The organism is Streptomyces sp. NPDC047043, from assembly GCF_040644055.1.
Taxonomy (GTDB): Bacteria; Actinomycetota; Actinomycetes; order Streptomycetales; family Streptomycetaceae; genus Streptomyces.
This window is the reverse complement of the sequence record NZ_JBEYVO010000010.1, coordinates 66,133-79,875: the sequence shown is the minus strand read 5'-3', so window position 1 is coordinate 79,875 and position 13,743 is coordinate 66,133. Positions and strand designations below refer to the sequence as shown.

The window sequence follows — 13,743 nt, the reverse complement described above, 5'->3', positions numbered from 1 at the left end:
CCCCGGCCGCGGATCGGCCCCGGGAAGGGACCGGGGCTGGGAACGCAGGAGGACTCCGGCCCGGCCTCCTCCTTCAGGAGGAGGCGGCCGTCAGGGGCGGCGCGGCTGCACGAGGCCGTGGTCGTAGGCGGCGACGACGGCCTGGACGCGGTCGCGCAGGCCCAGTTTGCGCAGCACCGCGGTGACATGGTTCTTGACGGTGGCCTCCGACAGGCGCAACCGCTCGGCGATCTCCGCGTTCGACAGCGCCTGCCCGATCAGGGTGAGCACCTCCCGCTCGCGGCCGGACAGCTCCTGCAGTGAGGGCGGCGGCGCCGGGTCGGGCGTGGTGCGCAGGAACCGGTCGAGGACGCGGCTCAGCACGGTCGGCGCCAGCAGCGCGTCGCCGCGCGCGGTGAGGCGGATCGCGTCCACGAGTTCGGTGGGGCGCATGTCCTTCAGCAGGAAGCCGCTCGCCCCGGCCCGCAGGGCGTCGACCACGTGCGCGTCCACGTCCCAGGTGGTCAGCACGAGCACCCGGGCCCGACTGCCGCACCGCACGATCTGCCGGGTCGCCTCGATGCCGTCCACGACGGGCATGCGTACGTCCATCAGCACCACGTCGGGCGCCAGTTCCCGCGTCAGCCGCACCGCCTCCCGGCCGTCGGACGCCTCACCGACCACCTCGAGGTCGTCCCGGGCATCGATGATCATGCGGAATCCGGTACGGACCAGGGCCTGGTCGTCGGCCACCACCACGCGCAGTGTCATGACACACGCTCCACCGGCAGCTGCGCCGCCACCTCGAACCCGCCCCCCGGCAGCGGACCGGCGCGCAGGCTGCCGCCCACGAGCCGCGCACGCTCCTTCATCCCCACCAGACCGCGCCCCGCTCCCGCCGCGGCCGAACTGCCCTGCGGCGTACGCCCGTTGTCGACCACCGTCACCGTCACGCAGTCCCCTTCGGCCGTCACACGCACGCTCACCTCGTCGGCGCCGGCCGCGTGGCGCAGGGTGTTGGTGAGGGCCTCCTGGACGATCCGGTACGCCGCCAGGTCCACCGCGGCCGGCAGCCCGTCGGTGGCGCCCTCGCGGTGCATGTACACGGTCATCCCGGTCGCGCGCACGGTGTCGGCCAACTCGTCCAGGCGTGCCAGCGAGGGCCCCGGTTCCCGATGCTCCGCGGCCCCGTCCTCCTCCGCATCGGGCCGGAACGCCCGCAGCAGCAGACGCAGTTCGCCGAGCGCCGAGCGGGCGCCCGTCTCGATGGCCTGCAACGCCTGGCGGGCCTGTTCGGGCCGTTGGGTGAACACGTCGTCGGCGGCGCCCGCCTGAATGACCATCACCGACAGGGTGTGCGCCACGACGTCGTGCACCTCGCGCGCGATCCGTGCGCGCTCCTCCACCACGGCCCGGCGCATCTCCGCCCTCGTCCGTTCCTGCTGCGCCCTGCGCCACTGCCCCACGGTCCACGCCAGAACCACCGCCAGCACATAGACCGCCAGACCTGCCAAGCCGCCCTCCCCCAGGGCCAGCGGCGCCGGCAGGCACATCGCCGCAAGCGCCCGCACCGATACCCGCCGCGGCCTGGTGGCCGACAGCACGCACAACGCGACCTGCGCCGCGAGTACCGCCCCCGTCAAGGTCACCGCGGGCAGCAACGCCCACACCGCGAGCCCCGTCGCCGCGGTCACTGCCAGTACGGCGACCGGGGCGCGCGCCAGCCACCTCAGGGCACAGACCTGCACAAGAACCAGGACCACGGCCACGGGCAGTCGCCGGCCGTGCCCCGCGCCGGCGGCGAGCACCGAGGTGCCGAGGACGGCGAGCACCAGACCGGCCGACCCCCACCACAGCGCCCGGGCCGCCCGGGCCGACAGCTCGCCCCGCGCTTCCCTGGCGAACACGTCGTCCAGCTCTCTGCTACGGCGGTCCACGTCCCGACCCTATCCAGCGGCGTACGAGGAACAGGCCGGCGTCCTGCCCGACGTCACCATGACGGGACGAACGTCGGCCGGTGACTGCTCATGCATCCTCATGGGCCGTCGCATGCTTCCATCCCCAGGCGGTGAGCATGCCGGCCGACAGGTCGGCGCATTCGTCGGAGTCCAGGTACCGGAGCGCCGTGTCGACGGCCGTGTCGTCGACCAGGCCGGTGGCGAGCATCGCCGCTCTGCTCCGCTGCCAGGTGTCCGCCCAGAAGCGGCTGATGGGGCTGCCCGGCAGCAGCGGCGGCACATGGATCTCGGCAGCGACGGACGCGAGTCCCGCCCCACGCAGCAGGTGCGGGTACGCGGGCACCCCGGAGACATCGGTGCCGATGGTGGCCCGCAGACCCTGCCACATCGCCCGCATCGCCGCACTGTACGGCGTGCCGGGCGTCCGCTCGCTCGTGAGGTCGACCGCGTCGCTGAGCACCAACACACCGCCGGGCGCGACGAGTTCGGCAAGGTGCGTGATCAGGCGCTCGCGCTCGGCCAGGTGCATCAGCACGAAGCGCGCGTGGACGAGTCCGAACCGGCCGGAAACGGCGCCCGGGGCGGTGATGTCGGCCTCCAGCACGTCGAGCCCCGGGACGGGCCGCAGGTCGAGGAAACGTACGTCGCGGTCCACCGCGAGCACGCTCGCCACCCCGGCCTCGTCCAGCAGGCGGCGGGAGACGGTGCCCGTACCGGCACCCACGTCGAGGCAGCGCCATCCCGGGCCGACCCCGAGCGCGTGCAGCCGTGCCATGGTGATGTCGTCGTAGGCGAGGGCGCCGAAGTCGATGCGCTCACCCTCGCCCGCCTGTTCGGGACGGAACACGGTCTCGCCGTAGCGGCCGCCGCCGGGCGCGTCCCCGCGCGGAGCGGCACTCACGCCGTACTCGGCATGACGTCGAGGAGGTCGTCCTTCAGGGCTTCCGGTGCCCGGTCGGCGAGAGGGCGGAACAGTGGGTCGTCGAACAGTTTCATGGCCAGACCTCTTCACGCGGTGGGGCGGTGCCGGGCGGCCCGTCCCGCGGCCGCCGCCCCACCGATCCTCCATCGGCCACGTGACCGAGGCACGCCGTGCCTGAGCCGATCGGCCCAGGGCGCGGCACACGCGGCAGAACCGCACTCTCACGCGTTGCGGCCTGGCTCCCCTCGCCGCAGCAGCCCCCATGCCCCGGGAGAGAGCCGGCAGCCCGCCACCACCCACGCCGTGGCCGGCCACCACGAAAACGCCGCCAGCCCACAGTGCGGCAACCCCTGCTACCAGTAGAAAGACACCCCTTCAGACGTGCGTGCCGGTGGGGCGCGGATCAGTGTCGGGGGCCAGCAGCCATGCGACGAGAGTGCGCCAGCGGTCGGGCTGGTCGGTCTCGCGCGGCCCGACGAGGTAGACCTCCTCGACGAGGTCATGGGAACGCAGACCGTTCCGGGCGGCGAAGGAACCCACTGCACCGTAGGTGAGGTCGAGATCGTCGTGCGGACCGGAATGGGTGGCAACGACGGCGGTTCGCCGGGGCAGTCGGAGCTCCCTCACGGTGGCCGGTGCTCCCGGTGCCGGCGACGCCTCGGCCGGGAGGTAGACGGTGGCACGGCCGTGGCCCTCGGTGAAGAGCCGGTGTTCGTAGCGGCCGCCCGGCGGGAGCACCGGACGCTGGCCGGCTGCTGCGTCCAGGTCGCGCATCGCGTCGTCGTACCAGCTCAGGTCGGCCCCGGGCGGGACGTCGAGGGACACGGCGAGGACGCGCTGCGGGGAAAGGACCTCGAGGCTCACCGTCCGTTCGGCCTCGGGGTCGAGGAGTTCCCGGAGCGCCTGAACCGCACGCTGGGTGCGGCCGAGCCGGTCTTCGAGCCGGCGGAGGTGGGCGGCGACGACCTGTTGTGCCGCGTCATGGCCGGCCTCGCCCCGGCCGCCGGGCTCGGCCTCGAGAAACCGCCGGAGATCCGCAAGCGGTAGGTCGAGCTCGCGGAACCGCCTGATGGTCAGCGCGGGCCGGACCTGCGCGGGTGCGTAGTAGCGGTAGCCCGTGGCCGGGTCGACCTCTGCGGGGACGAGAAGATCCTGCTCGTGGTAGCGGCGCAGCGTGCGGATGCTCAGGTGCGTGATCCGGGAGAACTCCCCGATCGTGAGTCGGTCGGCCACGGTCTCCTCCTCGTCCTCCTCGGCGCAGGCATCCGGACCGGTCGAGGTCCCGGTTTCAGGATGTGATGTCCAACAGGGTGATCTTCCCCCGTACGTCGCGTTCGAAGGTGAAGCGGAGGATGACCGGGCTGCCGGGGAAGTCGCCGGAGACCTCGGCCACGGCCTGACCCGCCATGGCCGTACCGGTGACCTCCCGGAGGTCGTAGCGCACCGAAGGGACCTCGTTGCGCCAGCGGCGCACCGCCGTGAGCCCGTGGTGGCTGCGTCCGTCGTCGTGCACGACGACGGTGTCACCGAAGAGTGCGAAGTAGCGCTCGCGGTCGGAGTCGATCGCCGCGCCGAAGTACTCCTCGGCGAATTCCTGGATGTCCTGCATGGTCTGCTCCTGTGATGTGGGAAGGCGATCACCTCGGCCGCCTCGGCCCTGGCTCATCCGGTGCGCGAGAAGGTGCTCGGCACCGTCGGTGCGGATGAAGCCGGGGGCCACCGAGTCGACCCGGACACCGGCCGACGCGACCTCGTTCGCGAGCTCCTTGCCGTAAACGGCCAGGGCGCTCTTGGCCTCGACCCTGGACCCTCCCGCAGGGAGAGACTCAAGCCGTGCTGTCCATCGGGGCCGGGGTGCCCTGGATGGAGCGGTCGGTTGCCTCCGACGGCGCCACCTCGGACGGGCGCAGTTCTGAGCACCCATGCGCTGCCCTCATTCCATGTGCTCCGGACCCATGGATGCCGTGCAGGCGGGCCCCGCACCATGAGGCAGCCGTCGGCGCTCCGCCCCTCCGCGGGCGCCCCCTCGTCCTGCCCTGGAGGCCGTCATGCGTCCGTCCCGCGGTGTTCCGCTCGCTGCCGTCACGCTGGTGGCGGCGGCTCTGACCTGGCCGACTCCCGCCGGGGCCACGGCAGTCGGCGAGGATCACTGCGCTCGTCAGGAGCGGGTCCACGTGCCGGGCGCGGCCTTCCAGCAGAGCGCCTGTCTGCCCGACCTGACCACGACCGGGCTCGCGGGGACGCCGTACACCGACATGGCCGACCAGGCGGGGCTGACGGCCCGGGGCACCCGCACGCCGTCCGGGGTGCCCGGCGTGCAGGTCGACGGCTACTTCCCGGATTCCTCGCACTTCAACACCACCCACGGCTGGCGGCACGACGCGCAGTTCGTGATCCGGCTGCCCGACCACTGGAACGGCGGCCTGGTGATCACCGGCGCGCCCGGAACCCGTAAGCAGTACGCCACGGACACGGCGATCTCCGACCAGGTCCTGGCCGAGGGCTACGCCTACGCGGCGACCGACAAGGGCAACAGCGGTGCCGACTTCTACCGCGACGGAACCCGCCCCGGTGACGCGATCGCCGAATGGAACGCACGGACCACTCAGCTCACCCTGGCGGCCAGGCGTGCGGTGGCCCAGCGCTACGGACACGCCCCGCGCCGGACGTACATGACCGGTATCTCCAACGGCGGCTATCTCACCCGCTGGCAGCTGGAGAACCACCCGGAGCTGTACGACGGCGGCGTGGACTGGGAGGGCGCGCTGTGGACCGCGTACGGCCCCAACCTGCTCACCTCCCTGCCCACCGCCGTGGCGCGGACGCTGGGCTCGGCACGGGACGAGGACCTGTACGCGGCGGGCTTCGCGCGGGGGTCGGAGTTTCTGTGGCCGTACCACGAGAAGGCCTACTGGGGCGTCACGCAGAAGATCTACCGCGCCGAGTTCGACCCGTCCTACGACCCCGGCTGCCCCGGGCCCAGCGCGGGCAGCACCGCGGAGCGGATCCTTGCGCCCTGTGCCTCCGACGCGACATACGACTACGCCGCGCGTCCCGCGTCCGTCCATCGCGCCGTGGCCAGGGTGTCGCTCACCGGGCGCATCGGCAGGCCGCTGATCACGCTGCACGGCGACCTGGATGCGCTGCTGCCCAAGGCCGCCGACTCGGACGTGTACGCGCGCATGGTCGACGCGAGCGGACGGGGCCGGCTGCAGCGCTACTACACGATCCAGGGCGGCACGCACGTCGACGGGCTGTACGACACCTACCCGGACCGGCTGCGGCCGATCCTGCCCTGCTACCGCTCGGCGTTCGACGCGCTGGTCTCCTGGGTGGAGCAGGGCGCCCGGCCGCCCGCGGACCACACCGTCACACGGCCCGCGGACGGCGATGTGGTCGACTCCTGCGCGCTGGCCGACCGGGCCGATCCCGTGCGGTAGTGCCTCAGCGGCCGAGCTCCTTGCGGGTGGCGCGGCGCAGCCTGCGCCGCTGCGAGGGGTCCAGCGTGAGGTAGGCGGCGGCCGGCACTCCCAGGACTATCAGGAGAGCCGCCCACCAGGGCAGCCAGATCAGCAGGATGATCCCGGCCGCCACACCTCCTGCGGCGATCTTCGCGTTCTTCGACATTGCGTCGCCTCCTTCGCGGCCACTGCCGCTCTCTGTCCTGAAAACGGTCCCGCGTTTCCCGCGGTTCCGGACCGCGACCCTGAGACGTCCCTGAGGCGCGACCCCGACTCGTCCCTGAGAAGTCTCTCCCTCATTGCGCCCTGAGGGGCTCTCCCACGTTGTGCAGATGGCTCAGGGCCTGTCGATAGGAGTCGACGAGCCCGGTCTCCGTGTAGGCAATACCCAACTCCCGGCAGTGGGCGCGCACCAGGGGCTGGGCGAGCCGCAGATGGGGGCGGGGCATGCTGGGGAAGAGGTGGTGCTCGATCTGGTAGTTGAGGCCGCCGAGGAACCAGTCCGTCAGTACGCCGCCGCGGACGTTGCGCGAGGTGAGCACCTGCCGGCGCAGATGACCCCACCGCTCCCCGTCGGGATCGGGCATCTCCATGCCTTTGTGGTTGGGGGCGAAGGCCATTCCCAGGTGCAGGCCGAAGAGGGCCTGGTGGATGGCGGCGAACGCGAGCGCCTTGCCCGGGGACAGCGAGGTGAGCAGCAACGTCGCGTAGGCGACGACATGGGTCACGAGAAGGAAGCCCTCCACGGCGCGCTCCCTGGGCGGCTGGCGACGCAGGTCCCGGAAGCCGTGGATCTTCAGGGCGACGCCTTCGAGGAGGGTGAGCGGGAAGAAGAGCCAGGCCTGGTTGCGGGTCAGCCAGCGTCGGAAGCCCGACCGTTCCTTGGCCTGTTCGCCGGTGAAGACGAGGACGTCGGCGACGACGTCCGGGTCCTTGTCGATGTGGTTGGGGTTGGCGTGGTGGCGGTTGTGCTTGTCGTTCCACCAGGCGTAGCTCATGCCCAACAGCAGGTTGCCGTGGATGAGGCCGATGACGCGGGCGGCCGTCCTGTCTCCGGTGATCTGGGAGTGGCCCGCGTCGTGGCCTATGAAGGCCGTACGGGCGCAGAACACGGCGAGCAGCGGGGCCAGGAGCAGTGACCACCAGGAGTTGCCGGTGAGGATGACGCCCGTGACGATGCCGGCCAGGGCGAGGGCGTTGGTCGTGATGCCGAGCGCGTACCAGGTGCGGCGGCGTTCCAGGAGGCCCTGGCCCCTGACCGTGCGCAGCAGGGGCGCGAACTCGCTTCCGGCGGATGGTGTGTCGCGCGCGGCCGGGAAGGGTTCGGCGACGGCTGTGGTGGCCTCGGGCATGTCCGGTCTCCGGCTCTCTCGGGCAACGGGCTGACCTGAGAAAACGTACGAAGCCATGACCCGCGGCGACCATGACGCCATCCCCCGAGTGCGGGCGGGGGTCTGCCCCGGGTGGGCAGGGGGGTTGACGACACCCCGGAGCGAGACGATCCGTACGGTTCGGGCAGCCCGCGCGGTTCGCGAGTCCGCGCAGCCCGTCGGCTTGCTGTACTCTCGGCGACCCCAACCCCAGTAGTCAAATTTGAGGAATGCGGCTTCGCTGTGCAGAGGATCCCTGCGGCAACACCGTCCGAGATCTCCGAACTGGCCCGCTGCTGCGCCGTTTTCGTGCCCGGTGACCCGCCCCGCACCGGCCGGGTCGCCTTCTGGCGACCCGACGGCGACGCTCCTGCGAGCGTCGCGGCCGGGTCCGTCGAGGACCTGGCCGTCGTCCTGCCCGGCGCCGAGGGCGTCGAGCTCGTCGAAGTGTCCGCCGTGCTGCTGCCGGTGCGGGCGGCGTTGCCGGTCCTCACGCGTGCGCGTGCCGCTGCGGGCGCGCACCGAGGGGCGGTCTTCTGGGGTACGGCCGCCGTGCTGGCCCTGCAGCTGGTGGCGCGCGGGCTGCTGCTGCCCGGTCTGTCCCCCGGCGACCACGACGCCTGGCGCGTCGGCCCCTTGACCCCGGAGGACATCGACCGCGTGCGCCGACTGGCCGCCGCGATGCCGCCCGAGGCGCACGCCGTGCCGTTGGCGGGCGTCGAGCCGCTGCGGCTGCCCGACCCGGAGCGGCTGCTGCGCGCCTTCCTGGACTCGGTCGCCGACACCCTTCCGCGCTCCCCCGCGGCCTCGCTCGTGACGGGCGGGCCCGCCTACGCGGCGCGCGAGCCTCAGCATCTGCCCGAGCAGCGTGCGTGGGCGGCCGATGTCGCCGCGGGCCACGACGCGGGCGTACGGCTCTCGCTGCGGATCGAGGCGCCCGGCCTCGCCGACCTGACGCACGAGGACGCTGCAGTGTCGTTCCGGGCCGTGCTGCAGGTGCACGCGGTGAGCGACCCGGCGCTCGTGGCGGACGCCTCCACGATCTGGGCCGAGGCCGCGGGCACCGGCGGGGGCTTCGGTCCGCGCGCGCGGATGGACGCCCTGCTCGCGCTGCGCCGTGCGGCCCGGGCCTGGCCGCCGCTGACGCCCCTGCTGTCGGCGAGCGTCCCGGACGCCGTCGAGCTCGCCGACGAGGAGGTCACCGAACTCCTCGGAGAGGGCGCGCGAGCCCTCTCCGGCGCCGGAGTCGACGTGCACTGGCCCCGGGAACTCGGCCGGAAGCTGACCGCCCGCGCGGTGATCGGCCCACCGGACGACGAGCAGGAGGCCGGTCGGCTCTCCTCGGGCACGCCGTCGTTCCTGTCCGCCGACGCGCTGCTCGCGTTCAATTGGCGGTTCGCGCTGGGCGATCAGCGCCTTACGCGCGAGGAGCTGGACCGGCTCGCCGAGGCCGACCGCCCCGTCGTGCGGCTGCACGACCAGTGGGTGCTGGTCGATCCCCAGGAGGTGCACCGCGCCCGCGCCCAGCAGGACCGCAAGGTCACGCCCATCGACGCGCTGGGTGCCGCTCTGACGGGCTCCACGGAGGTCGACGGCCGCCAGGTCGACGTGGCCCCCACGGGATGGCTGGCGGCCCTGCGGGAGCGGCTCGCGGAGCCCGAGACGCAGGAGCCGGTCGGCCAGCCCGCCGCGCTCGCGGCCACGCTGCGGGACTACCAACGACGGGGCCTGAGTTGGCTGGCCCGGATGACGTCGCTGGGCCTGGGCTGCTGTCTGGCCGACGACATGGGACTGGGCAAGACGATCACGCTGATCGCGCTGCATCTGCACCGGCAGAGCGACACCTCGACGGCGGGTCCCACGCTCGTGGTGTGCCCGACGTCCCTGATGGGCAACTGGCAGCGCGAGATCGAGAGGTTCGCTCCGGGCACGCCGGTGCGCCGCTTCCACGGGGCGCGGCGCAGCCTGGACGCCCTGGCCGACGGGGAGTTCGTGCTCACCACGTACGGGACGATGCGCCTGGACGCGCACAGGCTGGCCGAGGCGCCGTGGGGCATGGTCGTGGCGGACGAGGCGCAGCATGTGAAGAACCCCTACTCGGCGACCGCGCGTCAGCTGCGTTCCATCGGCGCACGCGCACGCGTGGCGCTCACCGGGACCCCGGTGGAGAACAACCTGTCGGAGCTGTGGGCGATCCTCGACTGGACGACACCGGGGCTGCTGGGCCGGCTCGGTACGTTCCGGACCCGGTACGCGCGCGCCGTCGAGGGCGGTCAGGACCCGGCCGCGGCGGAACGACTGGCCCGGCTGGTACGGCCGTTCCTGCTGCGCCGCCGCAAATCGGACCCGGGGATCGCGCCGGAGCTGCCGCCGAAGACCGAGACCGACCGCGCCGTGTCGCTGACCAAGGAGCAGGCGGCGCTGTACGAGGCGGTGGTGCGCGAGACGCTTGCGGAGATCTCCGGCGCCGAGAGCATGGCGCGGCGCGGGTTGATCGTGAAGCTGCTGACCGGGCTGAAGCAGATCTGCAACCATCCGGCGCAGTACCTCAAGGAGGAGCGGCCGACGATCGCCGGCCGCTCCGGAAAGCTGGAGCTGCTGGACGAGTTGCTCGACACCATCCTCTCCGAGGGGGCGAGCGTTCTGGTCTTCACCCAGTACGTGCGCATGGCGCGGCTCGTCGAACGGCACCTGGCGGCGCGTGGCGTCAACTCGCAGTTCCTGCACGGCGGAACGCCCGTCGCAGAACGCGAGGCAATGGTGGGGCGCTTCCAGGACGGCGAAGTCCCCGTCTTCCTGCTGTCGTTGAAGGCGGCGGGCACGGGCCTGAACCTCACCCGGGCCGAGCATGTCGTGCACTACGACCGCTGGTGGAACCCCGCCGTCGAGGCGCAGGCCACCGACCGCGCGTACCGCATCGGCCAGACCCGGCCCGTGCAGGTGCACCGGCTGATCGCCGAGGGCACCGTCGAGGACCGCATCGCCGCCCTGCTGGAGCGCAAGAGGGAGCTGGCCGACGCGGTGCTGGGCTCCGGCGAGGGAGCACTGACGGAGCTGACGGACGCGGAGCTGGCCGATCTGGTGGAACTTCGAGGGGGCACACGATGAACCGGCACGACGCGGACACGCAGCGCACGTTCGCCGCCCTACCGCCCGCGCGCGGGCGGAGCTTCGCGCAAACCTGGTGGGGGCAGGCCTGGCTGAAGGCGCTGGAGGACACGGCGCTGGACTCTCAGCAGCTCAAGGCGGGCCGCAGGCTCGCGCGCGCGGGAGCGGTCGGCGCGGTGACCGTGCGCCCCGGACGCATCACGGCCGTGGTCCAGGGCCGTGACCGCACGGCACACCGGGCCGACGTCCTGCTGGAGGAGCTGGGCGACGAACAGTGGGACCGCTTCCTGGACATGACCGTCGAGCGGGCCGGGCATGTCGCGGCGCTGCTGGACCGCGACATGCCGCCGCACCTGGTCGAGGACTCGGCGGCCACAGGCATCGAACTGCTGCCGGGCATGGGCGATCTGGAGCCGGAGTGCGACTGCGATGCCTGGGACCACTGCGGGCACACGGCGGCCCTGTGCTACCAGGTGGCCAGGCTGCTGGACCAGGATCCCTTCGTCCTGCTGCTGATGCGCGGACGGGGCGAACGCGCCCTGCTGGACGACCTCCAGGCCCGCAGCGCCGCCCCCGCCGAGGAACGTGCCGAACCGGAGGGAGTGGAGGCCGCCGAGGCGTACGCGGCCGGCGACATCCTGCCGCCGCTGCCCGCCCCGCCGGAGCTGCCCGCGCAACCCGGTGTGCCGCCGTCCCTGGACACGGAGGCCCCGCCCGCGCCGGGCATCGACCCCGTCGCCGTCCGGTACCTGGCCGCGCAGACGGCCGTAGAAGCGCACAGTCTGCTCGCCCGCGTCCTCCGTTCCGATGCGGAACAGCGGTCTCCTGAACCGGAGTTGACGCTCTCCCAGGATGCGGTCCGGCTCGCCGCGGGCCTGCCCGAGAGGGCCGTCGCGGACCGGCTGGCCGACGGGTCGGGGCGGGACCGCGAGGGGCTGGCGCGGGCCACGCGCGCGTGGTGCCTCGGGGGCGCGACCGCGCTGTCCGTGCTGGAGGAGGAGTGGGCCGTTCCGGGCGAAACGCTCGCACGCGCGCGGGCCGCTCTGGAGTCGGCCTGGGACGAGGACGAACGGCCCCCGCTGCGGGCCAGGGGCAATCGGTGGACGGTCGTCGGTGCCCCCGCCCAGCTGCGCCTGGGGCGGGACGGGCGCTGGTGGCCGTATCGCAAGGAGCGCGGGCGCTGGGTGCCCGTCGGCGGTCCGTCCCGGGACCCGGCGACGGCTCTGGCTTCACTGCAGACCGGCGCCGGAGACGAGGGCTGAGCCGGGGGACTACGTCGGGTCCGCGGGGCGTCAGGACCAGAACAGGGCGGGTCTGTCGGCGCCCTGCGGCAGATACTCCTCTCGTGGAACCGCCGGCCCGGCCTGGGTGGTCCAGGTGCGGTTGGTGACGGCGCGGCGTGGCTCCACCACATCGGGGCCCCGCTGCCGCATCCGACGTCCAGCACCGCCGCGCCGGGCGGTGAGCGGATTTCCGGCACGTTCGATGCACAAGTCCGTGTGCTCGAACAGCCGACGCCCCGTGTTCACCCGGCGGTCGCGGCCCGTTCGCCACAGGACCCAACTCTGGCCGCTGTCAGCGAACTTGCCCCTCAGGAGGCCCGATGTCCCCGCTCGCCGCCGGTCGGCACCGTGTACGACGTTCCGTCGCAGCAGGAGCCCCGCTCGCCGTGATCGCGGCCCTCGTGGCGGCGGGCCCGGCCGCGGGTGCGCAGCCGCGGGACGCGCATGTCGTGCGGACGGCGACGCTCGGGGACATCCCGCTCGGCACGTTCAGCAACGGCCTGCTGCCGGGGACGGTGGACAACGACCGGGGCATCGACCTGGGCGGCATCGGCAGTGACATCTACCCGGCCGGCCGCAAGGGCGAGTTCTGGACCATCACCGACCGTGGTCCCAACGGGCAGATCAAGGTGGACGGGACGAAGCGCCGTACGTTCCCGGTGCCGGGCTTCGATCCGGCGATCGTGAAGATCCGGGTGTCCGGCGACACCGTGAAGGTGCTGGACGCGATTGCGATCACCACGGCTTCCGGGAAGGCCGTCACCGGGCTGTCGAACCAGGCGGGGCGCGATGAGGCGCCGTACTCCTACGACGCGAAGACCCCGCTGTCGTTCAACCCGAACGGCCTGGACACCGAGGGCATCGTGCGGGCCGCGGACGGGAGTTTCTGGCTTGTCGACGAGTACGGGCCCTCGCTCGTGCACGTCTCCGCGCGCGGGAAGGTGCTCACCCGCTACGTACCCAAGGGGCTGAACCTGACCGGCGCGGACTACCCGGTGGTGGAGGCGCTGCCGTCCGTCCTGCTGCACCGGAAGATCAACCGCGGTTTCGAGGGGCTCGCCCAACTGCCCGGCGGGGACCTGGTGATGGCCCTGCAGAGCCCGCTCTCCCTGCCGGACACCGCCGCGGGTGAGGCCTCGCGCACCACGCGCCTGGTGCGTTTCGCGCCGAAGAAGAAGGCGGTCACCGCCGAGTACGCGTACCGCTTCGACCCGGTGAACGTGGTGGACCCGAGCGAGGACGACACCTCCGAGCTGAAGATCTCCTCGGTGGTCGCCGTGGGCGGTGACCGGCTGCTGGTGGAGGAGCGCACCGACAAGGCCGCGCGGCTGCAGCTGGTGAAGCTGGACCGGGACGCGAACATCCTCGGTGGTGCCTACGACGACGACACGACGTCGCCGTCCCTGGAGCAGCTCGCGGACCCGGCGGCCTCGGGCGTGCCGGTGCTCGGCAAGAAGCTGGTCGTCGACCTGGGCAAGGTCGCGGGGGTGCCCGGGAAGATCGAGGGCATCGCGCGCGTGGACCACGACACGCTCGCGCTCATCAATGACAACGACTTCGGGATGACCGACGGCGCGGGCGCGTTCGATGCGCAGGGCCGTCTGGTCGACAGCGGTATCGAGACGAAGGTGACCTACGTGCGGCTGCCGGATCGCGTCTGAC

12 protein-coding genes are annotated in these 13,743 nt (G+C 72.6%); 4 read left to right on the top strand and 8 right to left on the bottom strand.

Annotated features, from left to right (window positions below; genetic code table 11):
* Nucleotides 1-90: 90 nt before the first annotated feature.
* The 5 genes from ABZ880_RS17290 to ABZ880_RS17270 form a co-directional block, all read right to left on the bottom strand.
* Nucleotides 91-750 (bottom strand): response regulator transcription factor, encoded by a 660-nt coding sequence (locus ABZ880_RS17290; protein WP_361262929.1) that lies wholly within the window; start codon nt 748-750, stop codon nt 91-93.
* On the bottom strand, nt 747-1,916 hold the full coding sequence (locus ABZ880_RS17285; protein ID WP_361262926.1) for a sensor histidine kinase: 1,170 nt from the start codon (nt 1,914-1,916) through the stop codon (nt 747-749). The genes ABZ880_RS17290 and ABZ880_RS17285 overlap by 4 nt, the downstream gene beginning before the upstream one ends.
* 88 nt (nt 1,917-2,004) lie before the next feature.
* Nucleotides 2,005-2,838, bottom strand: a complete 834-nt coding sequence (locus tag ABZ880_RS17280; RefSeq protein ID WP_361262923.1) for a class I SAM-dependent methyltransferase — start codon at nt 2,836-2,838, stop codon at nt 2,005-2,007.
* Between the two features lie 396 nt (nt 2,839-3,234).
* Nucleotides 3,235-4,092 carry a MerR family transcriptional regulator gene (locus ABZ880_RS17275; RefSeq protein WP_361262920.1) on the bottom strand — a complete coding sequence of 286 codons (858 nt, stop codon included), beginning with the start codon at nt 4,090-4,092 and terminating at the stop codon, nt 3,235-3,237.
* Between the two features lie 55 nt (nt 4,093-4,147).
* Nucleotides 4,148-4,468, bottom strand: coding sequence for a nuclear transport factor 2 family protein (locus ABZ880_RS17270; protein WP_361262917.1), 321 nt, complete (start codon nt 4,466-4,468; stop codon nt 4,148-4,150).
* 439 nt (nt 4,469-4,907) lie between these two features.
* On the opposite strand from ABZ880_RS17270, the gene ABZ880_RS17265 reads away from it, so the two are divergent.
* A complete protein-coding gene (locus ABZ880_RS17265) occupies nt 4,908-6,299 on the top strand; it encodes a tannase/feruloyl esterase family alpha/beta hydrolase (protein ID WP_361262914.1) in 1,392 nt (463 codons plus the stop codon).
* A 4-nt stretch (nt 6,300-6,303) separates the two neighbouring features.
* On the opposite strand, the gene ABZ880_RS17260 is transcribed toward ABZ880_RS17265, so the two are convergent.
* Both ABZ880_RS17260 and ABZ880_RS17255 read right to left on the bottom strand, forming a co-directional pair.
* Nucleotides 6,304-6,486 (bottom strand): hypothetical protein, encoded by a 183-nt coding sequence (locus ABZ880_RS17260; protein ID WP_031486054.1) that lies wholly within the window; start codon nt 6,484-6,486, stop codon nt 6,304-6,306.
* Nucleotides 6,487-6,616: 130 nt separating this feature from the next.
* On the bottom strand, nt 6,617-7,672 hold the full coding sequence (locus ABZ880_RS17255; protein ID WP_361262910.1) for an acyl-CoA desaturase: 1,056 nt from the start codon (nt 7,670-7,672) through the stop codon (nt 6,617-6,619).
* Between the two features lie 261 nt (nt 7,673-7,933).
* Between ABZ880_RS17255 and ABZ880_RS17250 the strand changes: the two genes are divergently transcribed.
* Nucleotides 7,934-10,798 carry a DEAD/DEAH box helicase gene (locus ABZ880_RS17250; RefSeq protein ID WP_361262907.1) on the top strand — a complete coding sequence of 955 codons (2,865 nt, stop codon included), beginning with the start codon at nt 7,934-7,936 and terminating at the stop codon, nt 10,796-10,798.
* On the top strand, nt 10,795-12,060 hold the full coding sequence (locus ABZ880_RS17245) for an SWF or SNF family helicase (RefSeq protein WP_361262905.1): 1,266 nt from the start codon (nt 10,795-10,797) through the stop codon (nt 12,058-12,060). The genes ABZ880_RS17250 and ABZ880_RS17245 overlap by 4 nt, the downstream gene beginning before the upstream one ends.
* Nucleotides 12,061-12,090: 30 nt before the next feature.
* Here the strand turns inward: ABZ880_RS17245 and ABZ880_RS17240 are convergent, their stop codons facing one another.
* The gene (locus ABZ880_RS17240) at nt 12,091-12,231 is read right to left on the bottom strand and encodes a hypothetical protein (RefSeq protein ID WP_361262901.1); all 141 of its coding nucleotides are present in this window, start codon (nt 12,229-12,231) and stop codon (nt 12,091-12,093) included.
* A gap of 170 nt (nt 12,232-12,401) precedes the next feature.
* Here ABZ880_RS17240 and ABZ880_RS17235 point away from each other — a divergent pair, with 170 nt between their 5' ends.
* A complete protein-coding gene (locus tag ABZ880_RS17235; RefSeq protein ID WP_361262898.1) occupies nt 12,402-13,742 on the top strand; it encodes an esterase-like activity of phytase family protein in 1,341 nt (446 codons plus the stop codon).
* Nucleotide 13,743: the final 1 nt, after the last annotated feature.

Bases quoted from the DNA above. Each gene is read 5' to 3' on its own strand.
- ABZ880_RS17270 (WP_361262917.1), bottom strand. From the start codon at position 4,468: ATGCAGGACATCCAGGAATTCGCCGAGGAGTACTTCGGCGCGGCGATC.
- ABZ880_RS17235 (WP_361262898.1), top strand. From the start codon at position 12,402: ATGTCCCCGCTCGCCGCCGGTCGGCACCGTGTACGACGTTCCGTCGCA.
- ABZ880_RS17255 (WP_361262910.1), bottom strand. From the start codon at position 7,672: ATGCCCGAGGCCACCACAGCCGTCGCCGAACCCTTCCCGGCCGCGCGC.
- ABZ880_RS17265 (WP_361262914.1), top strand. From the start codon at position 4,908: ATGCGTCCGTCCCGCGGTGTTCCGCTCGCTGCCGTCACGCTGGTGGCG.
- ABZ880_RS17260 (WP_031486054.1), bottom strand. From the start codon at position 6,486: ATGTCGAAGAACGCGAAGATCGCCGCAGGAGGTGTGGCGGCCGGGATC.
- ABZ880_RS17240 (WP_361262901.1), bottom strand. From the start codon at position 12,231: ATGCGGCAGCGGGGCCCCGATGTGGTGGAGCCACGCCGCGCCGTCACC.
- ABZ880_RS17245 (WP_361262905.1), top strand. From the start codon at position 10,795: ATGAACCGGCACGACGCGGACACGCAGCGCACGTTCGCCGCCCTACCG.
- ABZ880_RS17290 (WP_361262929.1), bottom strand. From the start codon at position 750: ATGACACTGCGCGTGGTGGTGGCCGACGACCAGGCCCTGGTCCGTACC.